Source organism: Paraburkholderia atlantica, from assembly GCF_009362785.1.
In the GTDB taxonomy this organism is placed as follows: Bacteria; Pseudomonadota; Gammaproteobacteria; order Burkholderiales; family Burkholderiaceae; genus Paraburkholderia; species Paraburkholderia atlantica.
The window spans coordinates 397800-422472 of the sequence record NZ_WHNQ01000005.1; the positions used below are offsets into that span (position 1 = coordinate 397800).

At 64.6% G+C, this 24673-nt stretch carries 20 protein-coding genes and 1 pseudogene; 13 read left to right on the plus strand and 8 right to left on the minus strand.

Translation table 11 applies throughout. The features are described 5' to 3' along the window. Window positions 1-43: 43 nt before the first annotated feature. The 3 genes from GCT19_RS10545 to GCT19_RS10555 form a co-directional block, all read right to left on the minus strand. Window positions 44-1384 (minus strand): c-type cytochrome, encoded by a 1341-nt coding sequence (locus tag GCT19_RS10545; protein ID WP_152851825.1) that lies wholly within the window; start codon window positions 1382-1384, stop codon window positions 44-46. After that, window positions 1381-2106: a c-type cytochrome gene (locus GCT19_RS10550; protein ID WP_018434658.1), complete on the minus strand. Its 726-nt coding sequence runs from the start codon at window positions 2104-2106 to the stop codon at window positions 1381-1383. The genes GCT19_RS10545 and GCT19_RS10550 overlap by 4 nt, the downstream gene beginning before the upstream one ends. 557 nt (window positions 2107-2663) lie before the next feature. Next, window positions 2664-3557 (minus strand): LysR family transcriptional regulator, encoded by an 894-nt coding sequence (locus GCT19_RS10555; protein ID WP_152851826.1) that lies wholly within the window; start codon window positions 3555-3557, stop codon window positions 2664-2666. A gap of 92 nt (window positions 3558-3649) precedes the next feature. Between GCT19_RS10555 and GCT19_RS10560 the strand changes: the two genes are divergently transcribed. The 8 genes from GCT19_RS10560 to GCT19_RS10600 all read left to right on the plus strand — a co-directional run bounded on the left by GCT19_RS10560 (window position 3650) and on the right by GCT19_RS10600 (window position 14926). Continuing rightward, window positions 3650-4999, plus strand: coding sequence for an MFS transporter (locus GCT19_RS10560; protein ID WP_152851827.1), 1350 nt, complete (start codon window positions 3650-3652; stop codon window positions 4997-4999). Window positions 5000-5264: 265 nt separating this feature from the next. Further along, a complete protein-coding gene (locus tag GCT19_RS10565; RefSeq protein ID WP_321576783.1) occupies window positions 5265-5933 on the plus strand; it encodes a response regulator transcription factor in 669 nt (222 codons plus the stop codon). A gap of 136 nt (window positions 5934-6069) precedes the next feature. Then, window positions 6070-6759, plus strand: a complete 690-nt coding sequence (locus GCT19_RS10570; RefSeq protein ID WP_018434654.1) for a response regulator transcription factor — start codon at window positions 6070-6072, stop codon at window positions 6757-6759. Between the two features lie 108 nt (window positions 6760-6867). Then, the gene (locus GCT19_RS10575; protein WP_018434653.1) at window positions 6868-7512 is read left to right on the plus strand and encodes a response regulator transcription factor; all 645 of its coding nucleotides are present in this window, start codon (window positions 6868-6870) and stop codon (window positions 7510-7512) included. 248 nt (window positions 7513-7760) lie between these two features. Beyond that, entirely contained in the window at window positions 7761-8507 is a 747-nt protein-coding gene (gene aqpZ, locus GCT19_RS10580) for an aquaporin Z (RefSeq protein ID WP_018434652.1), read from the plus strand. A gap of 113 nt (window positions 8508-8620) precedes the next feature. Continuing rightward, window positions 8621-13027: an ATP-binding protein gene (locus GCT19_RS10590; protein ID WP_408582376.1), complete on the plus strand. Its 4407-nt coding sequence runs from the start codon at window positions 8621-8623 to the stop codon at window positions 13025-13027. Window positions 13028-13389: 362 nt separating this feature from the next. Then, window positions 13390-13824 carry a CHRD domain-containing protein gene (locus tag GCT19_RS10595; protein ID WP_152851830.1) on the plus strand — a complete coding sequence of 145 codons (435 nt, stop codon included), beginning with the start codon at window positions 13390-13392 and terminating at the stop codon, window positions 13822-13824. Window positions 13825-13957: 133 nt separating this feature from the next. Next, a complete protein-coding gene (locus GCT19_RS10600; protein ID WP_152851831.1) occupies window positions 13958-14926 on the plus strand; it encodes an alpha/beta hydrolase in 969 nt (322 codons plus the stop codon). Here GCT19_RS10600 and GCT19_RS10605 read toward each other — a convergent pair. Continuing rightward, a complete protein-coding gene (locus tag GCT19_RS10605; RefSeq protein WP_152851832.1) occupies window positions 14893-15732 on the minus strand; it encodes an EcsC family protein in 840 nt (279 codons plus the stop codon). The genes GCT19_RS10600 and GCT19_RS10605 overlap by 34 nt on opposite strands. 138 nt (window positions 15733-15870) lie before the next feature. Between GCT19_RS10605 and GCT19_RS10610 the strand changes: the two genes are divergently transcribed. Next, the gene (locus GCT19_RS10610; protein WP_026228521.1) at window positions 15871-17466 is read left to right on the plus strand and encodes an MFS transporter; all 1596 of its coding nucleotides are present in this window, start codon (window positions 15871-15873) and stop codon (window positions 17464-17466) included. A 30-nt stretch (window positions 17467-17496) separates the two neighbouring features. Further along, window positions 17497-18000, plus strand: coding sequence for a MarR family winged helix-turn-helix transcriptional regulator (locus GCT19_RS10615; protein WP_152851872.1), 504 nt, complete (start codon window positions 17497-17499; stop codon window positions 17998-18000). Window positions 18001-18113: 113 nt separating this feature from the next. On the opposite strand, the gene GCT19_RS10620 is transcribed toward GCT19_RS10615, so the two are convergent. Next, window positions 18114-19391: an amino acid deaminase gene (locus GCT19_RS10620; protein WP_018434644.1), complete on the minus strand. Its 1278-nt coding sequence runs from the start codon at window positions 19389-19391 to the stop codon at window positions 18114-18116. Between the two features lie 154 nt (window positions 19392-19545). Between GCT19_RS10620 and GCT19_RS10625 the strand changes: the two genes are divergently transcribed. From GCT19_RS10625 to GCT19_RS10635, 3 genes are all read left to right on the plus strand, one after another. Continuing rightward, window positions 19546-20418, plus strand: coding sequence for a MurR/RpiR family transcriptional regulator (locus GCT19_RS10625; protein WP_152851833.1), 873 nt, complete (start codon window positions 19546-19548; stop codon window positions 20416-20418). A gap of 21 nt (window positions 20419-20439) precedes the next feature. Then, window positions 20440-21921, plus strand: coding sequence for an N-acyl-D-amino-acid deacylase family protein (locus GCT19_RS10630; RefSeq protein ID WP_018434642.1), 1482 nt, complete (start codon window positions 20440-20442; stop codon window positions 21919-21921). A 72-nt stretch (window positions 21922-21993) separates the two neighbouring features. Further along, on the plus strand, window positions 21994-22380 hold the full coding sequence (locus tag GCT19_RS10635) for a RidA family protein (RefSeq protein WP_008923846.1): 387 nt from the start codon (window positions 21994-21996) through the stop codon (window positions 22378-22380). Between the two features lie 97 nt (window positions 22381-22477). Here the strand turns inward: GCT19_RS10635 and queF are convergent, their stop codons facing one another. From queF to GCT19_RS10650, 3 genes and pseudogenes are all read right to left on the minus strand, one after another. Next, window positions 22478-23302, minus strand: a complete 825-nt coding sequence (gene queF, locus GCT19_RS10640) for an NADPH-dependent 7-cyano-7-deazaguanine reductase QueF (protein ID WP_152851834.1) — start codon at window positions 23300-23302, stop codon at window positions 22478-22480. Next, entirely contained in the window at window positions 23299-24201 is a 903-nt protein-coding gene (locus GCT19_RS10645) for a 5'-nucleotidase (protein WP_018434640.1), read from the minus strand. Before GCT19_RS10645 ends, queF begins: the two co-directional genes overlap by 4 nt. Before the next feature lie 23 nt (window positions 24202-24224). After that, window positions 24225-24673: pseudogene (locus GCT19_RS10650) on the minus strand (threonine ammonia-lyase, biosynthetic); the annotation flags it as partial.

Sequence of the window (24673 nt, forward strand, 5' to 3'; positions counted from 1 at the left end):
TCTCCTATGCGGCGCTTTCGTATAGCGCTGTCGGGACGGCAACTCAATGCAGCGGCGCCTTGCGCAGCTCGTTGACCTCGCGGGCCGACACCGGCAGCCCGTGATTGCCCCACGCGGTGCGGATGAACGTGACGACGGCGGCCGCTTCGGCGTCGTTCAGCTCCTGGCCGAACGGCGGCATGCCGAACGGCTGCGGATTGCGTTTCGTGCCTGGCGGGAAGCCGCCGTTCAGCACGATGCGGATCGGATTGACGGCCGAGTCCATTTCGATCGACTGGTTGCCCGCGAGCGGCGGGTAGTGCGGCAACTGTCCTTCGCCATTGTCGCCGTGGCAGATCGCGCACTTGTCCGCATAGATCTGCTTGCCGAGCGCGAACACCTTCGGGTTCGGCGTCGCGCTCGGGCCGGTCTTGCGGCCGCCCTGGTCAGGCAGCGACTTCAGATAGACGGCCATCGCGCGGATGTCTTCCTCGCTCAGATGCTGCAGGCTGTGATAGGTGACCTCGGCCATCGGGCCGTAGACGGCGCCGCGGTTGGAGATGCCTGCCTGCAACAGATCGACGATGTCCTGGATGCTCCAGTCGCCGAGGCCGCCGTCCTTGTCCGAAGTCAGCGACGGCGCGTACCAGTTCTGCACCGGAATCAGCCCGCCCGCGAACTGCTCGCGCGGCGATGAACCGCCCAGCATGTTGATGCGCGTGTGGCACATCGTGCAGTGCCCGAGCCCCTCGACCAGATACGCGCCGCGATTCCATTCGACCGATTTGGTCGGGTCGGGCTTGAACTCACCCTCGTGGAAATACAGCGTGCGCCAGCCGTACAGCAGATCGCGCTGATTGAACGGGAAGCGCAGCGTGTGCGGGTGATTCGGTTGACGCACGGGCTCGACGGTCTTCAGGAACGCGAAGATCGCGTTCGAGTCCTCGCGCGTGACCTTCGTGTACTGGGCGACCGGCATCGCCGGATAGATCGGCGCGCCGTCCGGCTTGCGGCCGGTGCGCATCATCTTGAAGAACGCTTCCTCGCTCCACGTGCCGATGCCGTACTGCGGGTCAGGCGTGATGTTCGGCGAGTACAGCGTGCCGAACGGCGTTTCCATTGCGAGGCCGCCGGCGAACAGCCGGCCGCGCGGCGCGGTGTGACACGCAATGCAGTCGCCCGCGCGCGCCAGGTATTCGCCGCGTCGGACGATCTCAGGGCGGGTGTCGGGACTGGTTCCAGCCGTGGTAGTCGATTCCGCGCCTTGGGGCGCGGCGGTCGCGGCATGGGCCGTCGTCGCGAGTGGTCCATCGAGCAGCAACGCGAGCGCGAGGCTGCCGATCGCAAGGACGCTAGCCATGCTTGCCGGGCGCAGCCAACCGGACGGGCGAAGTGTCCGCTTCATTGCGGTTGGCTCCCGCAAGCGAGGGGCAACCGCTCGGCGGATGCCGGTGCGGGCCGGGGGTCGGCGGGGCGCGGCTGGCGCGCGAGCCAGTTCGATACCGCGGCGATGTCGTTGTCGTTCAGCTTGAGCGCGATCGTGCGCATGCAGTCCGGCGCGAGCGCGTGGCGGGTACCCGAGCGCCACGTGCCCATCTGCCCGGCGATATAGCTCGCGTGCAAGCCGAGCAGGCCCGGAATGCCCGGCTGCGTGCCGGTCATGCGCGCGCCGTGACAGGCGATGCACGCCGGTATGCCGCGCGCCGGGTCGCCATGCGTCACGAGTTTTTCACCGGCAGCAAGCAGCTTCGGCGACAGGGTAGCGCGGTCGGATTCGGGATAGGGCGGCTGCAGGGCCGCGAAATACTCGCTGATCTGACGCAGGTAGTCGTCGGGCAGGAACGCGAGCAGATAGCCCATCGGCGGATAGGTGCGGCCGCCGTCGCGAAACGCGATCAGCTGATTGAACAGGTACTCGGCCGGCTTGCCGGCGATGCGCGGGAAGTAGTCGTTTTTGCGGCCTTGGCCCTGCTCGCCGTGACACGAGGTGCAGGCGCGGATGCGCTGGTCCATCGACGGGGGCATCGCGCTGGACGCGTCGGTGGCCGCAACCGCCGCGCCGCTCCATAGCGCTTGAAGCGCGCACAGCACGAACAGGACCGCAGAGCCGATAGTTTTGCGATACACACCGGGCCTCGTTGGAGAACGTTCTTATCGCTCGATTTATATACCCGGCGCGTGTGGGCGGATTCACTTATGAATCTGGAAACGACGCATCTCGGGACTAGCTGCTTTTAATTGACTTGCTATTAACCGCTATTCGGAACGGGCTTGTTCGGGACCGCGAACTACAGAAGCGCAATGATGATGCAATTGTCCGGCAAAAACTTTGATCTGCGACAAATGATCCGCGCTGGATGCGCCTGGGACGGCGGCTTTCGGGCTCCAATGAGCGACGCATGAGGCGCTGAAAAGCGAGTGATATCCGGTAGCAGCCTGCAACAATTTATCGGGCCCGTCAATTAGAGAATACAAAGGTAAGCAGGCGTTCCGATAATCGCGGACTGGCACGGATGCAGGCCTCGGCGCGGCGGATTTTGTTGTGCCGCGGCTTATCGATGTCAATGCATCAGGTGAATGTGATCAGCTGATGTCGATCGATAAATTTTGCTGTGAATTTTTATTTGTGCCTGGATCTGCATCTCATTCGCGTGCTTTCACTTTTGTGCAAACGCCGGTGGGCGTCATGCGAAGAGCCGCACGAGCGCATCACGTGCATTGCTGACCAGTTCGCTTTCTCCCGGACGCCCCGGCAGCAGATGAAATTCGATGGCGGGCAGCGGCGGCAAGCCGATGTTCGCGGCGCACGCCACCACGCCGCCGCCGAGCGACGACTCGTTCAGACAGGAAATCCCGAGCCCCGCCTTCAACGCGAGCTGCAGGCCCGCGACGCCCGACGCCGAATGCGACACCACGTACGCTACCTTGTGTTCGTCGAGCAGCTTGACGACGAAGCGCTGCAACTGACAGGTCGTCGGCAGCAGCACCAGTTGGTACGGCGCGGCGGGGCGGGTGGGGGCATCGGCGCAACTGGCCCATAGCAGCTTTTCACGCCGCACGACGATGCTCGCGGTACCGGAGCCGGCACCCGCGCTGCGTGCGCGCGGCTGGCCTATGACGAGCCGTGCCGACAAACCGATGTCGAACGACGCGTGATCGTCCGCGCCGCTGTCGATCACCGCGCTCGGCAGTACCGTCACGTGCAGCTTCAGCCGCGGATGCTGTTCCGAAAACGTCTTGAGGATGCGCGCGATGTCGTGCGGCCGATAGTAGTCGGTGATCGCGATGCGCAGCTCGCCGTCGAGCGAGCGGCCTTGCAGGTCGTCGAAGGCCGCTTCGCTCATCGCGATGATGCGGCGCGCGTGCTCGAGCAGACGCTCGCCCGCGGGCGTCGGGTTCACACCTTGGCGGCCACGCACGAGGAGCGGCTGGCCGGCGCGCTCCTCGAGCTTCTTCAACTGCTCGCTGACCGACGACTGGGACAGGAACACGCGCTCGGCGCCCGTCGACACCCCGCCCGATTCGGCGACGGCGACGAAGGTCCGCAACTGTGCAAGGTCGAAACCACGCTGGCTCATGATTCGGTTTTTCCGATGACAGTGATCTAAATTTCCGGCTTTTCCGATGGAAAACCCAGCCGTAGCATACCCCGAATGACACGGAGGGTGTGATGGAAAACGGATCTATGACAGCGTCGCGCGGCGCCGGCGAGCGCGACGCGCGGCATCGCTGGAAGGTGCTGGGCGTGGGCTTTGCCGCGAATACGAGCTTTTCGGCGGCATTTTCGGGAATTCCGACGACGGCAGTGTTCCTGCGCTCGGACTACCAGCTCGGCAACCACGGACTCGGCCTCGTGCTCGGCATGCTCGGGCTCGGCATTGCGGTCAGCGAATTGCCCTGGGGGCTGTTGACCGACCGCTGGGGCGATCGTCGCGTGCTGCTGCTCGGCTTGCTGTCGACCGCGGCCGCGCTCGCCGGTCTCGCGCTGTTCGTGTCGCCGGGCGGCGCGCAGGTGCCCGGCATCGTCCCGCTCGCGCTCGGGCTGCTGCTGGTCGGACTGCTGGGCGGCAGTGTCAACGGATCGAGCGGCCGAGCGGTGATGGCGTGGTTTCGCGAAGGCGAGCGCGGTCTCGCGATGAGCATCCGCCAAACCGCCGTGCCGGCGGGAGGTGGGCTCGGCGCCCTGGTGCTGCCGGTGCTCGCCTCGCACTTCGGTTTTGCGAGCGCCTATGCGGTGCTGGCGTTGGCGTGCGCGATCACCGCATGGTTCGCGTGGCGCTGGCTGCACGAGCCCACGCATGCGGACGATACGTCGGCAGTCAAAGGAGCGCGCGCGACTACGGCAGCCAGCGGGCGCAGCGTTGACGCTTCGAACGTCGGCGCGCCGCCGCCGATGCGTTCGCCATTGCGCGACATCGCGATCTGGCGCGTCGCGCTCGGCGCGGGCGCGCTGTGCGTGCCGCAGATTGCCGTGATCACGTTCGGCACGGTGTTCCTGCACGACTTCGGGCATGCCGGCGTGTTCGCGATCAGCGCGACGATGGCCGCGGTGCAGACCGGCGCCGCGATCGCGCGGGTCTGGAGCGGCGCGTGGACCGACCGGCGCGGCAACCGTCGCGCATATATGCGGGCATGCAGTCTGTTGACCGCCGTGCTGTTCGTGCTGCTCGCGCTCGCGACCGGGATCGTCGGCATGCATCGCGCCGGGGCAGTCGCGCTGTTCGCGCTGATGATTGTGCTCGGCGGCGTTAGCGCGTCGGCGTGGCACGGCGTCGCGTTCACCGAACTCGCGTCGCTCGCCGGTACGCGCCGCGCGGGCACCGCGCTCGCAATGGGCAACACCTGCGTGTTTCTCACGCTGTTCGTGACGCCACTCGCGATTCCGCCGCTGCTGTCCATCGGAGCATGGCCGCTGGTCTGGACGGTGGCGAGCGCCTGTGCGTTGCTCGCGTTGCCGGTGTTTCCGCGCGCCGCGTCGACCCGTGCGATGCGCGCGACGCGTGCTTGTGATGCGGCGTGAGACATGGGGCAAGCAGCGCCCCCTCTGCGTTTCCGAATTGATTTTGATTTGATTCGAAGAGCGGTGCGCAATTGCTCGGTAGGACTATAAATTATCCCGATTAGTACACCGGATTAGGAACGCTCCGATTGTCGTGAATTTGCGAGGGTGATCAGATGGCTTTTCCGGCACGTCGCTTGACTGACGCGACGAAGTTCGACGCCTGCCGCCTGCATAGTCATCCCTGCAAGCATTCCGACCATTCCTATAACGAGCGAGACTAATCGTGACAAATCTTCGAATCATTCTGGCGGACGATCATCCGTTCATCCTGCTTGGCCTGAAATCGACGCTGGAGGTGCACGAAGGTCTGACTGTCGTCGGTCAGGCGCAGACGCCCACTGCGTTGATCGCATTGCTGCAACACACACCGTGCGACGTGCTCGTTGTCGATCTTTCCATGCCGGAACCCGCCGGCGAGATTGGCGACGGACCCGCCCTGATCCGGCGCATTCGCGGCGAGTGGCCGTCATTGCGCGTCGTCGTCGTGACCGGGCAGACGAATGCCGCGATGTTGCGCGTCGTCGCCGCTGATGCCGCAACCAGCGTGGTCGGCAAAGCCGATTCTCTCGAGGAACTGCCGCAAGCCGTCTGCGACACTGCGCGCGGCGCGCGCTACCTGGGCCGCTCGGTGGTCGAAACGCTCGAGCGTTCGCAGCCGGACAACGGTCAGTTCGTGTCGGCGCTGCTGCTATCGAAGCGGCAGACCAACATCGTGCGCAGGCTCGTCAGCGGCGAGTCCATCGTGCAGATCGCGGCGGCGCTCGGCTGCCATCGCCGCACGGTGAGTCGGCAAAAGCGCGAAGCGATGGCGCGACTGGGCGTCAGCGACGACCCCGCGCTTTTTTCCTGTGTGCGCGCCTGCGGCTCGCTCCTCCTCGAATCGGAAAACTAAGTATCGGGCACGCCGTTGCCCGGTCCATTTCAGAGCGCTCTGATGTTTGTCGCAAAAGAAATGGTCGACCATTGCATGAGCGCCGGTCACACATAACAAGGTGTCGGGAAATGAAAGTATCGAGGAGCGCCAGAAGATGAACCTCATGGCTGCATCAGGCCCGCCTGTTCGAACGATCATTGCGGACGATCATCCGCTGGTTCTGCTGGCTATAGAAAATCTGATTGGCAACTACCCCAACCTGAAGGTGGTTGGCCGTGCGTCGGATGTCGCCGAACTATTGATCGAAGTCGATCGAAGTCCTTGCGATCTCGTTCTGATGGACCTTTACATGCCAGGAGGGCACAACGAAAACCGGTTCGACTTCGTCAGGCAGTTGAAGGCGCGCTATCCCAACGTGGCGCTCGTGATCCTGACAATGGAAACGGAAGCAGCGACGCTGCGCAAGGTGATGTCGCTCGGCGTGGATGGACTGCTGAGCAAACGTGATCGGATCGATCTGATCCATGTGGCACTGGTCATGGCGCTCGCGCGCGAATGTTATGTCGGTCCGGCGGTGCGCGCCATGCTGGCCGACGTAACGTTGGCGCAACGTCTCGACTTCGTGCGCGCCACCTTGTCTCGTCGCGAGCTCGAGGTATTTACGCAGTACGCGTCAGGACTCGGCGTCACGGAAATCGCCACGCGGCTGGGACGTAGTGTGAAGACGATCAGTGCACAGAAGTGCATGGCCATGCGCAAGCTGTCGCTGAATAGCGACGCCGAACTGTTTCGCTTCGCGGTCGAGCATGGAGTAGTGCCAGAACGGCTTGGTCAGGTCCGCTAACCGGACGGCAACCTGCTGCGCATGGGTGCGGCGAATAGATCGGCATAACCGGGGAGACACATCTGGTGCGGTATGCCGATCGACACCACAAAAAAGTCACGGAACAGAATGACAAACAAGATTCACGTCGTCGTGGCGGACGATCACGACTCCATTCGCGCGGGCGTCCGATCGCTGCTGCGCGACAAGCCGAATATCGAAATTGTCGGCGAAGCTGCCGACACGCACGGTCTCGCGAAGCTGCTCGATGCCTGCGCATGCGACGTCGTCGTGTCGGACATCGGTATGCCGGGACTCGACGGAGACGCCAGCGCGGTGCCGCTATTGCGTCGGCTACTTCGGCGCACGCCGCATCCCCACGTGGTCGTGCTGACCATGATTGGGCGCGCGCATGTGTTGGCCGGCTTGCGCAATATCGGTGTGACTGGAATCGTCGACAAGCGCGACGCCGTGGACGCATTGATCGACGCGATCGAAGCGGTTGCCGCCGGGGGCACCCATCTATCGGAACAGGTTCGTGCCGCACTCACGGCCGCGGAGCCTGCGCCGCCCCGGCGCGGCGGTGCGATGAGCGCACGCGAGTGGGAGGTGTTTCAACTGTATGTGCGAGGTCTCGCGGTGCACGAGATCGCCACGCGTCTGCGACGTAGCGACAAAACCATCAGCACGCAAAAACGCAGCGCGATGCGCAAGCTCGGACTGGAAACAGAAGCCGACCTGATCAACTACGCCACTCAGATTGGGCTGATATGAGGCGCCGCAATGGTCACAAACTATTGCTTTCGACGGTTTTGACGTAGCTCTTATCAGACTTATCTGATTGGCGTGGCTTGGGAGGCATCCAATAATCCTGGCCGCCGCCGGTCATTGCGCGCCTTGCGCCGCAACTGCCGCTGTGGCTAGTTCGTGATCCGACTAGCAATGGATCAGGGGAATCCGGTGCAGACCTCTTCGCGCGATCGTTCGGTGTCTGTACCTCGTACTTGACGGATGGGGTAGAGATGGTTGCGCTAGGCAAGCGATTGTGGAGCGAGGGCGTGGGTACGGCATGGCTCGTGTTCGTCGGCTGCGGCAGTACGGTGTTGGACACCACACGCATACTGCAGGCTAGTGGCGCGTTGCAGATGTCGTTGGCGTTCGGGCTTGCGCTCGCTACTGGCGGCTATGCATTCGGCAAGATCTCCGGCGCGCATTTCAATCCTGCCGTTACCATCGGCCTGACGGTCGCGCAGCGCTTTCCGGTACGCGATCTGTTGCCCTATATCGCCGCGCAAATCGGCGGAGCAATAGTCGCCGCGGCGCTTCTCGCCTACGTTGCCAGCGGCCGGCCAGGTTTCGAACTCGCCGCGAGTGAATTCGCGGCGAACGGTTTCGGTGCTCATTCGCCCGCAGACTATCCATTGCATTCGGCGCTCGTCGTGGAAGTCGTGCTGTCGTTCGTGTTTGTCGGGACCTGCCTGCTGGTCGTCGTTCGGAAAGAGTTGGCAAGGGTTGCGCCGTTCATCACCGGCGCATGTCTGATGCTCGTCTACCTGGTGTCTATTCCGGTCACCAATGGAGCGGTCAATCCCGCCCGCTCGACAGCGCAGGCAGTGTTCGTCGGCAACTGGGCGCTGGACCAGTTGTGGCTGTTTTGGGCCGCGCCGTTGGCCGGCGCGATCGCGGCTGGCGTGCTGTTTTCGTTTCTGGATGGTCGAGCCGATTCGTCCGCCGTGTCGTTGGCGGACGGACAGGGTGACGTTTCGTGAGCGAGGGACGGTACTCACCACTTCCGGTCGACGCCGATTCTCACGGCAAGGCGGCGCTGATGTTGCTGCGGCGTTTGTTGCGGTGTCTGAGGCCGCGCTCGCCGCGCCACTCAATGATGCGTCGGCTTGCGTTATGTCTGCTGGCGGCTACCCACGCGGTCTGTATAGCCGCGCCTTCTGGCGCTGCGTCTGAGTCGCCCGTCATCTCCTCGGTGCGAGCAGGTTCTTCCGCCGCGTCACCCATTGCATTTCCTGCCAAACTGACCGTCGGCATGCTCGAAGGCGGCTGGCCGCCATTCGATATCCCGAGGGGCGGCCAGCTCGCCGGCGTCAGTGGCGACCTGTTGCGCGCGCTCGTGGGGCCGAACGTCGTTATCGAGACGAAGAGCTTTCCCGACATGGCCAAGCTGGTCGCCGCGGCTTGCGCCGGCGAGGTCGACCTGCTGACGAGCATCGCGCGCACGCCGGAGCGCGAGCGCTGCCTCGGCTTTACGGCACCCTACTTCCACTCGTTCGCCTCGGCCGTCGTGCGTCGCGACGACGCCCGGTATGTGAAACCCACCGACCTCGCCGGCGCGCGTATCGCGATCGAGCGCGGTTTTGCGCGTGAGCGTCTGCTGCGCGCCGGTTTTCCTCGCGCGCAGATCGTCTCGTTCGCGAGCACGCACGAAGCGCTGAACGCGGTACTGAATGGCGATGCCGACGTCTACTTCGGCTTCACGCCTGTGGTGCAATATGAACTGTCGACTGACGCGTATCGCAATCTTCGCGTAGCGTTCGAGCAAGGCGGCAAAGCGCTCGATTTGCGCTTTGCGGTATCGCCTCGCCAGCTTGCCTTGCGCGATCAACTGAACCGCGGGCTCGTGTCGATGAATCCCGCCGAGGCCGCCGCGATACGCGCGCGCTGGCTGTCCGGCAACTTCAACGCGGCGCCCGTGCCGGGTGCATCACGGTTCACGCTGACGCCGGAAGAAAAGAACTGGCTGCGTGCGCTGCCGCCGTTGCAAATCGGCTTCGACGACGACTGGGCGCCGTTCAGCTACGTTGACGCCGCGGGTCGCCCCGTCGGTCTAACCGCCGATTACCTCGCGTACCTGAGCAGCACGCTCGGTGTCGTGTTCAACCGGGCGCGCACGGCCGACTGGGCGGCCACCGTCGACGCGTTCCAGCGCGGCGACCTCGCGATGCTGTCCTCCACATCGAGTCGTGGTGCGCTTCTGGTGGGCGCCGACCATAGCCGCGTGTACGAGAGCGATCCGCTGGTGGTCGCTGGGCGCAGCGGCGTGCCGACTCCATGCTGGTTCGACGACATCACGTCGTGCCGCGTCGTGATGTCGCCGCACGTAGCGGGTTCGGTGCCGCTCGCATTGGAAGCGGTGCCGGTCGATCACATCGTCGTCGCGGGGAGCCTGGGCGAGGCGATGCGCATGGTCGCGAGCGGCGAGGCCGACGTGCTGGTCGGCAATGCTGCCGCTATCAACGTGCAACTGCCGCAGCACTACGCCGGTGCACTCAGAGTGCTCGACTCGCTCGGTGAATCCGACTCGTTGTATCTTGCCGTCCGCGAGGACCTGAGCCCGCTCGTCAAGCTGATCGATCGCGCGTTGCAAGCGATGCCGGCAGCCGAAAAGCAGCGCATCCGGCGCAAGTGGGTGAGCCCGGCCGCGCCGGACAACGCGGTATGGAGCGTGACAGCGGTGCGGCTGCTGCCGGTGCTGATCGGCATCGGTGTCGTGCTGCTGGTCACGTTGCGCGCGTATGTGCTGCTGCAACGCGAAGTCCGGCTGCGCAAGCAGACCGAGCGCGAACTCGCGCTGCAATTGAACTTCCAGGAAACGATGATGAAGACGGTGCCGTATCCGCTCATCGCGAAAGGCCTGGACGGGCGGTACATCGCGATCAACGAGGCTTATGAGAGGGCGTGCGGGCTGGAGCGGAAGGACGTGCTCGGGCGTACGACGGCCGAGGTCGGCACATGGGGCGACGCCAATAGCCGCGTGCTCGACGACATGACGCGCGAGCTGCTGCGCGGCGGCGGCATCGCTAAAGTCGAACTCCAGTTCGAGGATGGCGCTGGCGAGTCGCGGCATGGGATTTTCTGGACGAGTGTCTGTGAAGGCGGCGATGGGCAGCCGGCGTACGTGCTCGGCACGATGGTCGACATCACCGACATCCGGCGCGCCGAAATGCGCGCGCGCGAAACCGAACGACGTCTGTTCGACGTCACACGCTCGTTGCCGGCCGTCGTGTTCCAGATGCGGCGCTCGCCGTCCGGTGCGTATTCCTTCCCGTACATCGGCGGCGACGCGCGACATCTGTTCGGCGACAGTGATTCGCCGGATGGGGCGCGAGTCGATTTCGAGCGCGTGTCCGAGCTGGATCGGCCGCTCGTTCTTGCCGAGCTCGAGCGTTCCGCGAGTTGTGCCACCCCGGTGCATATGGAGTTCCGCCTCGGAAGCGCCGGTCACCTCAAGTGGGTGCGAGCCGAGCTGGTGCCGCGGCGCGAAGCCGACGGCAGCGTAGTTTGGAGCGGCTATTGGGTCGACGCGAGCGTCGAGCGCGCGCGTTCGGAGGAACTCGCGCGAGCACGCGATGCGGCCGAGGCGGCATCGCGCGCGAAGGACAACTTCTTCGCGATGATGAGCCACGAAATCCGCACCCCGATGAACGGCGTGCTAGGTCTCGTCGAAGTGCTCGAGCGCACGCCGCTCAGTACCGATCAGAGCGAAATGCTCGGCATGATTCACGAGTCGGCGGGCGCGCTGCTGCAGATTCTCGATGATTTGCTCGATTATTCGAAGATCGAGGCGGGGCGGCTCACGCTCGAGGCCGAGCCGATCGATCTACGCGAGCTCGTCGATAACGCGGTCGGCCTGCTCGCGGGGCGCGCTCACGAAAAAGGGCTGAAAGTGCGCGTGGACATCGCGAGCAACGCCGCTGCGACGCTCCGTGGCGACAGCGTGCGTCTGCGCCAGATTCTGTTCAACCTGCTCGGCAATGCGATCAAGTTCACGCCGAAGGGCGAGGTGGGTGTGAGCGTAGCGGTCGTCGAAGACCGCTCGGCTTCGCAGACGTTGGAGCTGACCGTTCGGGACACCGGCATCGGCATCGCGCCGGATGTGCAGGCGGGTCTGTTCGAGCCGTTCGTGCAGGCTGAGTCGTCCACCACGCGGCGCTTCGGCGGCACGGGCCTTGGGCTAACGATCTGCCGCAAGCTGATCGACCTGATGAGCGGCACGCTCACATTGCACAGCGAATCTGGTCGCGGCACGAGCATGATCGTGCGGCTGACGATGCCGATCGTCGAGCAGCGCTATTCGATCAATGGTCTGTGCGGAAAACTCGGCGTGGTGATCACGCGAGATCCATGCGTCGGCCGGGCCCTCGCACACTTCGGCGAGGCGCTCGGGCTCGAACTGCGCAGCCTGTCGGCCGATGCGGCGACGCTGGGCAAAAGCTCCGTACTGAGCCGCGCGGATCTGCTGTTCGTCGGCGAGGATGTCACGTTGCCGGCACATATCGGCACAAAAGCGCGCATCGTCACGCTGACCGAAAAACCGAAGCCGACGGGTTACCGCGTCCTCGACGACAAGGTGCGCGTCAGCATCAATCCGATTTCGTGGCGCGGCCTGGGCGCCGCGTGTGCAGCCGCGATGACGGGGTTGTCGTCGGTGGCCCCGATGGCATCGCGCGCGGTAGGCGTGCCGTTCACGACCGATGGCATCGCGCCGCCGCCCGATCGCGAACGCGCGCTCGCGAGCGGGCGGCTGATCCTTGTCGCGGAAGACCATCCAGTCAATCAGGAGTTGATCCGTCATCAGCTCGCCCTGCTGGGGTTCGCGTGCGACGTCACCAACGACGGCGCCGAAGCGCTCGCCGCGCTGGAGCGCACGAACTATGGCTGTTTGATTACCGACTGCCACATGCCGAACCTGTCGGGTTACGAACTGACCCGTCGTATCCGCGAAGCGGAGGCGATGCGGGGCGGCGCGCAGCGTCTGCCGATCCTCGGCATCACGGCGAATACCGCGCCCGACGACCTGACTCTGTGCCGCGAAGCCGGCATGGACGACAGTTTGATCAAGCCGACGCGGCTCGCCACGCTGCGCGACTACCTGAGCCGCTGGTTTGGCACTGACGGCGAGCGGCAGGGCACGCAGCGCGTCGGTGCTGAACCGATCGTGCCCGTCGACCTGACATGCATGACGCAGATATGGGGAAGCGAGTCGACGGTCAAGGCATTGCTGGATTCATTCGTCTCGTCGATGCGCGACGACCTCAACGCGCTGGCGACGTTACTCGAACGTGCGGACACGGGGAGTGTGCACGAGTGGCTGCATCGGGTGATGGGGGCGGCGAGCGTGCTGCAGTATCCGCCGCTCGTACAGGTGCTCGAAGCTTATCGCCGCGTCATTGCCGAGAGGTCGCCGGAGCAGTTGCGTAACGCGGGGTATGCGCTAATCCGACAATGCGAGGCGATGCTCGATGGCATCGAACAGCAGGCCGCATTGCTCGCCTAGCGAGCGGTGCGCCCTAACATCGCGCAAATACATGGGCGATTTAATCGACCGCAAACAAAATCGGGACGAAAAAAAACGCGGCCGAAGCCGCGTTAAAGATTTGGAGACGTCCTTCGATGAAGGAGTCACTTCTCGCAAGTCGAAGCATACCAGGAACAACGTGATTTATTCATTACAAATCGCGCAATTAACTTTTTGATTAAATCGATTAAAACGATTGAGCGCTATGCTTTTCGCTTAAGGCGGCTCCCGCGCAAACCACCATCCCCGCCTCACCGGCTCCAAATGATTTGCACTAGTATGTGGAAGCTCCGCACGGCCGACACGATGCCGCGGCGGCGCGTCAATGTCCGGAGAAGAACATGATTTCGCAGCGAAAATTGAATCTGGCCGTGGTGTTGTGGGCACTTGCATCGAGCGCTGCATTTGCGGATACGGTTGCGCTGAGGGCGAATCTCCAGCCGTCGAGCGAAGTGCCGCCGCGTGTGAGTCACGGGCATGGCATGCTGAATGCGATGTTCGATACGTCCACCCAATCGCTGCAGTGGACTATTACTTACGAGGGCTTGAGCGGTCCGGTCACTGCCGCGCATTTCCACGGTCCCGCGCCGGTCGGCCAGAACGCGAAAGTTCAGGTGCCAATCGAGAAGAATGGGCTCGCGAGTCCGATCAAAGGCACGGTGAAGCTAACTGAGCAGCAGGTCATGGATCTGATGGCGGGGCAGTGGTACTTCAATATTCATACCGCGCAGAATCCGACGGGTGAAATTCGCGGGCAGGTGTTGCCGGCGAACTAGGCTTGGGCCTTGCGTTGGCCGAGCCCGCGTGCGGCGGCCACGATCACCGTCACGCGATTGGAACTCGCCAAACCAACGGCACCCCCGCCACCCCACGTACCATGACGGGACTTCAACGAAGGAGCATGTCCCGATGAGCTGGCAAAGCGCGCTCGCGTGCTGGTATTTGCGCAGGCAGTTCCGGCCCGAAACTCTCAAACCGTTTATCAACGTCGACCGGGCGCGCGCGCTGACGTCGAAGCGCGTGTGGTCGCCACGCGTGCCGCGCGGCTGGCATCTGCGCGAAACGTATGGCGCGGGCGACGCGCCGCTCGTCGGCGAATGGCTGGAGCGAGTGGACGGCGGCACGGCCGGCGGCGCGGAGACTACGGTGCTGTATTGCCATGGCGGCGGTTACTACTTCTGCTCGCCGCGCACACATCGGTCGTTGACGTTCGCTCTCGCGACCCGCGCCGACGCGCGGCTTTTCTCCCTCGACTACCGCCTCGCGCCCGAGCATCGTTTTCCGGCCGCGCTGGACGACGCCACCGCCGCCTATCGACAGTTGCTCGCGATGGGCATCGCACCGTGTTCGATCGTGATCGCCGGCGACTCGGCCGGCGGCGGTCTCGCGCTCGCCACGCTGGTCGCGCTGCGCGACGCCGGCGCGCCGATGCCCGCGGGCGGCCTGCTGTTCTCGCCGTGGACCGATCTGGCGACGACCGGCGCGAGCCTGCGCACCAACGACAGCGTCGATCCGATGTTCTGCGGCGCCTCGATCGAGCGTGCGGCCAAGGTCTATCTGGGCGACGCGCCGCCCACCCATCCGTACGCGTCGCCGGTCTACGCGGACCTGCGCGGTCTGCCGCCGCTGTTCCTGCAGGCGGGCAGCACCGAGGTGCTGCTCGACGACGCGCGCCGCGTCGCCGACAACGCGCACGCGGCAGGAGTCGATTGCGAATGCGAAGTGTGGAAAAACCTGCCGCACGTATGGCCGATGTTCGCGCCGTTCATGCCGGAGGCAAACCGCGCGCTCGATCGCGCGGCCGCCTTCGTGCGACGCGCGACGAGCCGCGCCGCGAACAGGGCTCAGACGTCGAGCGTGATGTCGAGCGTCCGATAGACGGCTTCGATCGTTTGCTGGCCGTATTGCCGCTCGAGCCGCCGCACGGTGAAGTGCCCGTGCGCGACTTGCTGGAAATGATCGATAAACACGGTATTGACCATCGCGCCGAGCACCGCGCCGATCGCCGGAATCGATTTGGCCGCGATCTGCTCGCTGACCTGCACCGAAAAGCGCGCGGCGATCGCGTTGATGAGCCGCAGCAGCGCCGCCGAGCCGTGGGCCGTGAAGCCCTTGCTCGCCACCTCGGACGACGCCTTCGACACCGCCTGCGCGAGCGCGCCGCGCATGAAGAAGTAGCCGAGGTCGGCGTCGTCGTCCTCGCTCGAGGTGCCGCCCATGCCGAGCACGGTCAGGCATTGCAGCTGCGTGTCGACCGAGGTCAGGTCCTCGCCCTCGCTGCGCGCGATGTCGCAGATCGAGCGGAACATCAGCGTGGTCGTGACGGGCAACTCGACCGGCAGCGCGAGCAATCCAAACGCGCCGCCAGCCGCGCCGGTCGTCGCGACCGCGAACTTGTGCAGCAGGTTGTTCGGCTTGTCGGGCGCGAGCAACCTGGCGTCGTCGCGCCGGCCGAGCGTGCGCAGCGCGATCGATAGACATTTGCGCAACGCGGCCTGCGTCGCATCGGACACTTTTTCGTTGGCGAACGCCGGAATGCGCGACAGCAGCTTTTCGATCGGCGCGCCGACGACGCTTGCGAGCTTCATCGCGAGCGCCGGGCTTTCGAGCTGGTGTTTGGCGCGCCGCAGCGCGGCGAGGTCCTGCTCCGATAACGATGATGCTGCGAGCGAACTGGGCTGCATGAGCCTCCCTGGCATGTCATGGCAGTGGGTACTGCAAGTGAGTCTACCGCGTTGCAAGAAGTGTTCCGTCGCGCGTGGAGCGTTGCTCCGTGATATGATTTGCAATCTTTTGACACGTCAACTTTTGCTGCATCAAAAATGGCTGTCCATACCGCCGCCCACCATTCGAGTGGGCAAGTCTTACCCTTCCGCGAATCCCTGCTGGCCATGCTCGGCATCTCGTTCGTCACGATGCTGGTCGCGCTCGACCAGACTGTGGTCGGCACCGCGTTGCCCACCATCGTGTCCGAACTCCGCGGCTTCGAGCTATACGCGTGGGTCGCCACCTCGTATCTGCTGAGCTCGGTGATCACCGTGCCGATCTTCGGCCGGCTCGGCGATTACTACGGGCGCAAGCCGTTCGTGATCGCGTCGATCGTCGTGTTTACCGGCGCCTCGGTGCTGTGCGGCGCGGCCAACGACATGCTGTTTCTCGTGCTCGCCCGTGGCTTGCAGGGCATTGGCGGCGGCATGCTGGTCGGCACCGCGTTCGCGTGCATTCCCGATCTGTTCCCCGATTCCGTCGTGCGGTTGCGCTGGCAGGTGCTGATGAGTTCGGCGTTCGGCATCGCCAATGCGGTCGGGCCGTCGCTCGGCGGTTTTCTGACGCAGTACTACGGCTGGCGTTCGGTGTTCTACGTGAATCTGCCGGTAGGACTGCTGTCGCTGTTTTTCGTCTGGCGTTTCCTACCGCATCTGCGGCACGTCGAGCATGAAGGCAAGATGCGGCTCGATTGGCCGGGCGCGCTGTTGATCGCGATCGCGCTCGGCTCGCTGCAACTGTTCGTCGAGTTGCTGCCGAAGCACGGCATCACGCTGAGCGTGTTCGCGCTGCTCGGGCTGAGCGTCGCGTCGGCCATCGCGCTGTGGAGATGGGAAAAGCGCTGCCCGACCGCGATCCTGCCAGTCGACATGTTCCACAACCGTAGCCTCGCCGCGCTGTTCACGCTGGCCGTGCTCGGCGGCTTCACGATGTTCTCGCTGTTGTTCTACGCACCGCTGCTGTTCCAGGGCGGCTTCGGCATGTCGCCGAAAGAGGCGGGCCTCGTGATCACGCCGCTCGTCGTGTTCATCACGATCGGCAGCATCGCGAACGGGCGCGTCGTGTCGCGGATCAAGAATCCGAACCGGATGCTGTACATCGGCTTTGCGATGCTCGCGCTGTCATGCCTCGGCATCGTTGTCGCGACCCGTTCGATGCAGCAATGGGTGCTGATGTCGTTCATGGTCGTCGGCGGCCTCGGGCTCGGTTTCGTGATGCCGAACCTGACGATCTTCGCGCAGCAGACCGCGGGCCGCGAACACCTCGGCATCGCGACCGCGTTGCTGCAGTCGCTGCGGATGATCGGCGGCATGATGGGCACGGCGCTGACCGGCACGCTCGTGACCCACATGTACAAGAGTGGCGTGCGCAGTGCGCTGGAAGGCGCGGGCGCGTCGCACTGGTTCGGCGATCTGGGCGATCCGCAGATCCTGATCAACCGCGATGCGCAGACCACGCTCGTCGATCAGTTGACGCACGCGGGCCACAACGGCGCGATGCTGCTCGAGGGCGCGCGCGAGTCGCTGGTGGGCGCGATTCATCTGGGTCTCGCGATGGCCGCGCTGATCGCCGTCGTGTCGGTGTGGCAAAGCCGCCGCGTGCCGCCGGTCAAGCTGCAGCGCAAGCTCGAGCCGGTGATTCACGCAGACTGATTTTTGGATTTGGTGTTGGACAGGCAGATTATGGAAGAACAGGACCGCGTCGCCGTCATGCAGCAATTTGGTCGCACGTATCGGGCATTCATGTCGGCATTCGAGACCCAGGTGGGTCATCCGTTGCCGCGCTGGCGCATTCTCCTCGCGCTGCACGAGCAGGCCGGCGAGTCGTCGCAGAAGCGGCTCGTCGAGCGGCTGCGCGTCGATCCGGGCGCGCTGACGCGGCAGTTGAAGGCGCTGGAAAGCCTGGGCTGGATTGCGCGCAGCATGGATACGCGCGATAACCGCGTGACCAACGTGCGCCTGACCGAAGCGGGTCGCGACGCGACCGAAGCGAGCCTGCCGCGTCGCCAGGCGTTCTTGCACGACACGATGGCCGGATTGCCGGATGAGGCGCTCGCGGCGTTGTCGAGCGCGCTGAAAATGCTGGAGACGCGCATCGGCGAAGTGGCGGCCAATGCGAGCGTAGCGGCCGGCGCCGCTGCGGCGGCCCCGGAAACCGCCGGGAACGAGGCGGCCCAACGCGTGTGATCTTTTCTCCGCGCCTGACAACAAAAAAGGCTGTGGGCCCAAGGGCGCACAGCCTTTTTGTCTACGGTAGAAAAGCCCGCGCTACGGCGCAGCGCAATCCACTGAACTCCAAATCAGAAAAACGTCTCGATCACTTCCTTCACGCGATACTGCGGGTCGAGGACCAGCACCTGCTTCCACTTGTCGAACGTCAGGCACGGGTGCGAGATGTCGAACGCGATCATGTCGCCAACCTTCAGATCGGCGCCGGCGGGAATCCGCAGGTACGCGTGCTGATCCATCAGACCGAAGATTTCCCAGCCCTCGCTCGCGGCGATGTCGCGCGGCGCTTGCTGGCCCGGACGATAGTGGCGCGCCGGCTCCGGCATGCCCGCGTCGAACGCGGAGTCGCGTTTGCCGAGGCCGATGATCGCGCGATCCGGCTCGGGAATCGACTGCACGTACGCCCACAATTGCAGCGCCGGCAGCAAGCCTTCGCCCATTTTCTTCGCGACCGGATTGCGCTTGAAGATGTCGGTCTGCGCCTTGCGATAGATGCCGACGTCATGCGTCAGGTAGCAGCCGGGCCGCAGCACGACCTCGACCTTGCCGGTTTGCGTCGCCTGCGCGAACTCTTCGGCGACCACGTCGTACCACGCCGATCCGGCGCCCGATAGCACCGCCGGCGAGCGCGCGAAACGCCCTTGCTCGACGAGCTCGCGCGTGACCGCAACCGCGCCTTGCAGGAACGCGCGCACCTCGGGTTCTTCCTTCAGCACGCCTTCGTACAGTTCGACGCCCGCGAGCTTCAGCACGTCCGGATAGCGCGCGATCGCGTCCAGCACCGCGTTGCGCTGCGCTTCATCGCGCACGCCGGTGCGCCCGCCCGGCACGCCGAGTTCGAGCAGCACCTGTAGCGGCTTCTTCACCGACGTGAAGAATTCGCCGAGTTGCTCGACACCGTCGGCCGAATCGACGAGGCAGAAGAATTCAAAATCCGGATCGCTAAGCAGTTCGGCGATCATCATCATGTTGTGGCGGCCGACCAGCTGATTCGCCATCAGGACGCGCGACACACCGCCGTGGTACGCCGCGCGCACCTGATGAGCGGTGGCGAGCGTGATGCCCCACGCGCCGGTTTCGAGCTGACGGCGAAACAGTTGCGGCGCCATCGTGGTCTTACCGTGCGGCGCGAGCTTGACGCCATATTCGGCGACGAATGCCTGCATCCACTTCAGGTTGTGCTCGACGCGGTCCTCGTACAGCACGGCGGCAGGCAGGCTGACGTCCTCGGCGAGCAGGTTCCACTCGAGGCGCGCGGCGTCCTTCAGCTGGACGCTCGTGCCCGGAACCATGCCCAAGCCCTTGCTATAAGGATCAATCGTCGCGCCCTGATAGTTTGTAACTTTCATGTCTCCGTGCTCCATCGTCCGGTTAAATAGAATCAGATTTGACTTTACCATGTTACCGAAAGTACGATGTCCGGAGAAATGTTATTTAATACCACGGGTTTCGAAGGCTGCCGGAAAGGGCCGCGAAAGCCATGCCGCGAATCCACCGTCCGTCATGAACAGTAGCGCCGAACCGATTGCTTTCGACATCGTCGCGCGCATCGCCGAATGCGCGCCGGAGTTGCGCTCGGCCGAACGCAAGGTGGCCGCGCTGATCCTCGACGATCTGACCGGCGCGTCGCGCGCGAGCATCGGTGCGCTCGCGCAGCAGGCCGAGGTCAGCATCGCGACCGTCACGCGCTTCGCGAAGGCGGTCGGCTGCCGCGACGTGCGCGAACTGAAGCTGCGGCTCGCGCAGGCGGCCGCGGTCGGTCAGCGTTTTCTCGAGCGCGACGCAGCAAGCGACGCACCCGAGCCGATCGCCACCCGCGTCTTCGACGAGTTGCAAACCGCGCTCGCGCACAATCATCAACTGCTGCGCCAGGCGCCGCTCGCCGAAGCGGCGGCCACGCTGCGCAATGCGCGCATGATCTACGTGTTCGGCATGGGCGGCGGCTCCACCGCGCTCGCCGACGAAATGCGTTTCAGGCTCGTGCGCCTCGGCCGCCCGGTCGCGACCTATCAGGACGGACTGTTGCAGCGCATGGTGGCGAGCACGGTGTCGCGCGACTGCGTGGTGGTCGCGCTGTCCACCACGGGACGCGTGCCCGAGATGGTCGAGAACTGCAAGATCGCGCGCAGCTACGGCGCGACGGTGGTCGCGGTGACCGCGCCCGCGTCGCCACTGGCCAGGCTCGCCGACTGGCTGATCCCGATCGTCGCGTTCGAAACCGATTTCATTTACAAGCCGTCGTCGTCCCGTTACGCGATGATGATGGCGCTCGATGTGCTCGTCACCGAACTTGCCGTCAGCCAGGGCGACGAGAGCCGCGAATTGCTGCGCCGCATGAAGCACGCGCTCGACGCGCACCGCGGCGGCGGCGATTGACAACCGTTAGGAGATTGATCCATGCATTCGCACCCTGAAGCCGCCGACACGCTGATTGTCGGCGCGCAACTGTATGACGGCACGGGCGCACCGCCCGTCGAGCGCGATGTGGCGATCCGCGACGGGCGCATCGCCGCGATCGGCAATCTATCGAACTGGCTTGCCGAAGAGGTGATCGAGGCCGAGGGGCGCGCGCTCGCGCCGGGCTTCATCGACGTGCACACGCACGACGACACGCACGTGATCCGCTCGCCGCAGATGCTGCCGAAGATCACCCAGGGCGTGACGACGGTGATCGTCGGCAATTGCGGCATCAGCGCATCGCCGGTGTCGCTGAAGGGCGATCCGCCCGATCCGATGAACCTGCTCGGCGAGCGCGACGCGTTCCAGTACCCGACCTTCGCCGACTACGTGAGCGCGGTGAACGCCGCGCGGCCGGCGGTGAACGTCGGCGCGCTGATCGGCCACACGGCGTTGCGTAATAACCAGATGGACCGGCTCGATCGTGCGGCGACCGCCGAGGAAATCGAGCGCATGTGCGCGCAGCTCGAGGAAGCGCTCGCGCACGGCGCGCTGGGCTTGAGCTCGGGGCTCGCATACGGTTCGGCGTTCGCCGCGCCGACCGAGGAAGTGATGGCGCTCGCCGAGCCCCTCGCCGCCGCGGGCGCGCTGTACACGACCCACATGCGCACCGAGTTCGACGCGATTCTCGACGCGATGGACGAGGCGTACCGCGTCGGCCGTCATGCGCGCGTGCCGGTCGTGATCTCGCATCTGAAGTGCGCGGGGCCGTCGAACTGGGGGCGCAGCGTCGAGGTGCTGAAGTCGCTCGAAGGCGCGCGCGGCGGCCAGCCCGTCGGTTGCGACTGCTATCCGTACAACCGCAGCTCGTCGACGCTCGATCTGAAGCAGGTGACGGGCGACATCGACATCACGATCACGTGGTCCGAGCCGCATCCCGAGATGGCGGGCAAGCTGATCAAGGAGGTCGCCGCCGAATGGGGTGTGTCGCAGCAGGAAGCGGGCAAGCGCCTGCAACCGGCGGGCGCGGTCTATCACAACATGTCCGAAGAGGACGTGCGGCGCATCCTGTCGCATCCGGCGACGATGGTCGGCTCGGACGGCTTGCCGAACGATCCGCTGCCGCATCCGCGGCTGTGGGGCGCATTTCCGCGCGTGCTCGGCCACTATGCGCGCGATGCCGCGCTGCTGCCGCTCGAGGAAGCGGTGCGCAAGATGACGAGCCTGTCCGCGCGCCGCTTCGGACTCGCGCAACGCGGCGAAGTGCATATCGGCTATCACGCCGACCTGGTGCTGTTCGATCCGGCGAAAGTGCACGACGTGGCGACGTTCGACAAGCCGCAGCAGCCCGCTGCCGGCATCGACGCGGTGTGGGTCAACGGCGTGCTGTCGTATCGCGACGGCGCGGTGACGGGCGGGCGGGCTGGCCGGTTCGTCACGCGCGGCGCGCCGTCGAAGGGCGATGCGCAGGGCGCGTTCTGATTTTTATCGATTGATGGCGGCAAGCGCGGCGAGGGCGCCGCGCACGTGCCCGACTTTTTAAGGAGTGTGACGATGAAGCGATATGGCGTGGAAGGCGGAAAGGGAACGGGCGGTCAGGTGATGCCGTTCGCGCGTGCGGTCGAAGCGGACGGCTGGCTGTTCGTGTCGGGCCAGACACCGATGGAAAACGGCGAAGTGATCAACGGCGGCATCGTCGAGCAATCGCACAAGGCGATCCAGAACGTGTTCGCGATCCTGAAGGAAGCGGGCTACGGCGCCGAGCACGTCGTGCGTTGCGGTGTGTGGCTGGACGATCCGCGCGACTTCGCGTCGTTCAACAAGGTGTTTCGCGAGTATTTTGGCGAAAATCCGCCGGCGCGCGCGTGCGTGGTGTCGTCGATGGTGATCGACTGCAAGGTGGAGGTGGATTGCGTCGCTTATAAGAAGCCGGCGGCCTGAGCGCTTTGACGGCTTTGATGTGACGAGGGCGCCGCTGGCTGTGATGGCCTGCGGCGCCCTCGTCGCGTTTACCGCTGCGCTTGGTCGCGCGTTGCTGTTACTGCCGCGCGAGTCGCATGTTGTCCGGCATCGGCAGGTTGTAGTTGGTGCGGAACGGGTTGATGTCGAGCCCGCCGCGGCGCGTGTAGCGCGCATACACCGCGAGCTTCAGCGGTTTGCACATCTTCATGATGTCGACGAAGATCCGCTCGACGCATTGCTCGTGAAAGCCCGTGTGATTGCGGTACGAGATGATGTAGCGCAACAGGCCTGCGTGATCGATCTGCGGGCCGGCATAGTGGATCTGCACGCTGCCCCAGTCCGGCTGACCGGTCACCGGGCAGTTCGACTTCAGCAGGTTCGAAAACAGCGTTTCCTCGACCGGCGCTTCGTCGTGCGCCGCGCTCAAAAGCGACGCGTCCGGCTGATAGACGCTCGCCTCGAGTTCGAGCCGGTCGAGCGACAGGCCGTCGAATTCTTCCATTTTCAGCTTGCTGAATTCGTGCGGCGTGTACAGATGCACCGACACCGTCGCGCCGCACGACGCGGACACGTCGCGCTTGATCGTGTCGCGCACGCTCTCGGTCGATTCGAAGGCCGTCTGCGCGAACGAGCCCAGGTACAGCTTGAACGATTTCGATTCGACGATGTTCGGCGAATCGGCCGGCACGAAGAACGTCGCGACCGCGATTTGCGGTTTGCCGCGCGCGTTCAGCCACGACAGTTCGTAGGCGTTCCAGATATCGGTGCCGAAAAACGGCAGTCGCGCGGTAATGCCGATCGCCTCGCGCGCATGGCTGCGCGCAATCGGAAACAGCAGCGTCGGATCGTATTGTTCGGTGTAAGTCGAGGACTTACCGAGCGGGGATTGTTCGGGTGTCATGATGCATTCACGATGCCACTCAGCACGTGCCCGGTCGCCGTTACGACGCGGGCCGATTCGCAGTGGCCGATCTGGTCGTCGAAGAAAAAGTCCGGCTCGAACTCGCGCAAAAATGCGCTCTTGTCGAGGCCGCCGAGGAACATCGCTTCGTCGATTTCGATGTTCCACGCCATCAGGGTACGGATCGCGCGCTCATGCGCGGGGGCCGAGCGCGCGGTCACCAGCGCCGTGCGAATGCGCATCGGCGCGGCCGCGTCCGCGAGTTTTTGCAGCCGGTGCAGCGCTTCGAGCAGCGGCTTCAGCGGACCGTCCGCAAGCGGCAGATGCTTGTTGTCGATCTCGTGACCGACGAACGCGCGCAGGCCGTCTTTCTGGAAGATGCGTTCCGCTTCGTCGGAAAACAAGACCGCGTCGCCGTCGAACGCAATGCGGATTTCGTCCGGGTATTTGCTCGCCATTTTCGCCGATTCCGGCAACACGCGTGCGGCCGGGAAGCCAGCGGCGAGCGCATCGCGCACGTCCTGCTGATTCGCCGACAGAAACAGCGACGCGTTCAGCGGCTTCAGATAAGCGAACGGTGCGCGGCCGCGCGTGAACACCCCGCGCTCGATCGCGAGTCCGTGTTCGCGGCACGAATGAAACGCGCGCAGGCCGCTGATGGGATCGCTGCGGGACAAGATCACCACTTCGACGCGATGACCGACGGCATTCAGCGCAAGCAATTTGCGGATCAGCGGAAACGCGACGCCCGGTTTCGCGGGCACGTTCAGGCGCTCGCGCTGCAACGCCTCGTAGGCCTTCAGGTCGCCGGCCTCGTAGACGCGGTTCTCTTCCTCGAAGTCGAACAGCGCGCGCGACGAGATTGCGACCACCAGTTTGTCGACAAGCGAAAGCGCCATCAGTGAGTTCCGGTCCGAAGAGATCAGGCGAGGAAGAGGCGGTAGACCGGGTTTTTCGTTTCTTCCCAGCACGGATAGCCGAGCGTTTCGATGAAGCGCTCGAACGCTGCATGGTCGCTCTCGGGCACTTGAATGCCGACCAGAATCGAGCTGTAGTCCGCGCCCTGGTTGCGATAGTGGAACAGGCTGATGTTCCAGTTCGGCGCCATCGACGACAGGAATTTCATCAGCGCGCCCGGACGCTCGGGAAACTCGAAACGGAACAGTCTTTCGTCGCGCGCGAGCGGCGAGCGGCCGCCGACCATGTAGCGGATGTGCTGCTTCGACAGTTCGTCGAAGGTCAGATCGACGGTCGCGAAGCCGTGCGCTTCGAATGCGTCGGCGATCTGCGCCGGTTCGCTGCGGTTGCGGATCTGCACGCCGACGAAGATATGCGCCGAGTTCGCGTCGGCGATCCGGTAGTTGAATTCGG

What these genes read in the sequence shown, in the direction of transcription:
- GCT19_RS10545 (WP_152851825.1), bottom strand. Translation starts at nt 1,384, where the DNA reads ATGAAGCGGACACTTCGCCCGTCCGGTTGGCTGCGCCCGGCAAGCATG.
- GCT19_RS10555 (WP_152851826.1), bottom strand. Translation starts at nt 3,557, where the DNA reads ATGAGCCAGCGTGGTTTCGACCTTGCACAGTTGCGGACCTTCGTCGCC.
- GCT19_RS10560 (WP_152851827.1), top strand. Translation starts at nt 3,650, where the DNA reads ATGGAAAACGGATCTATGACAGCGTCGCGCGGCGCCGGCGAGCGCGAC.
- GCT19_RS10570 (WP_018434654.1), top strand. Translation starts at nt 6,070, where the DNA reads ATGAACCTCATGGCTGCATCAGGCCCGCCTGTTCGAACGATCATTGCG.
- GCT19_RS10575 (WP_018434653.1), top strand. Translation starts at nt 6,868, where the DNA reads ATGACAAACAAGATTCACGTCGTCGTGGCGGACGATCACGACTCCATT.
- aqpZ (WP_018434652.1), top strand. Translation starts at nt 7,761, where the DNA reads ATGGTTGCGCTAGGCAAGCGATTGTGGAGCGAGGGCGTGGGTACGGCA.
- GCT19_RS10590 (WP_408582376.1), top strand. Translation starts at nt 8,621, where the DNA reads ATGATGCGTCGGCTTGCGTTATGTCTGCTGGCGGCTACCCACGCGGTC.
- GCT19_RS10595 (WP_152851830.1), top strand. Translation starts at nt 13,390, where the DNA reads ATGATTTCGCAGCGAAAATTGAATCTGGCCGTGGTGTTGTGGGCACTT.
- GCT19_RS10600 (WP_152851831.1), top strand. Translation starts at nt 13,958, where the DNA reads ATGAGCTGGCAAAGCGCGCTCGCGTGCTGGTATTTGCGCAGGCAGTTC.
- GCT19_RS10605 (WP_152851832.1), bottom strand. Translation starts at nt 15,732, where the DNA reads ATGCAGCCCAGTTCGCTCGCAGCATCATCGTTATCGGAGCAGGACCTC.
- GCT19_RS10610 (WP_026228521.1), top strand. Translation starts at nt 15,871, where the DNA reads ATGGCTGTCCATACCGCCGCCCACCATTCGAGTGGGCAAGTCTTACCC.
- GCT19_RS10615 (WP_152851872.1), top strand. Translation starts at nt 17,497, where the DNA reads ATGGAAGAACAGGACCGCGTCGCCGTCATGCAGCAATTTGGTCGCACG.
- GCT19_RS10620 (WP_018434644.1), bottom strand. Translation starts at nt 19,391, where the DNA reads ATGAAAGTTACAAACTATCAGGGCGCGACGATTGATCCTTATAGCAAG.
- GCT19_RS10625 (WP_152851833.1), top strand. Translation starts at nt 19,546, where the DNA reads ATGAACAGTAGCGCCGAACCGATTGCTTTCGACATCGTCGCGCGCATC.
- GCT19_RS10630 (WP_018434642.1), top strand. Translation starts at nt 20,440, where the DNA reads ATGCATTCGCACCCTGAAGCCGCCGACACGCTGATTGTCGGCGCGCAA.
- GCT19_RS10635 (WP_008923846.1), top strand. Translation starts at nt 21,994, where the DNA reads ATGAAGCGATATGGCGTGGAAGGCGGAAAGGGAACGGGCGGTCAGGTG.
- queF (WP_152851834.1), bottom strand. Translation starts at nt 23,302, where the DNA reads ATGACACCCGAACAATCCCCGCTCGGTAAGTCCTCGACTTACACCGAA.
- GCT19_RS10645 (WP_018434640.1), bottom strand. Translation starts at nt 24,201, where the DNA reads ATGGCGCTTTCGCTTGTCGACAAACTGGTGGTCGCAATCTCGTCGCGC.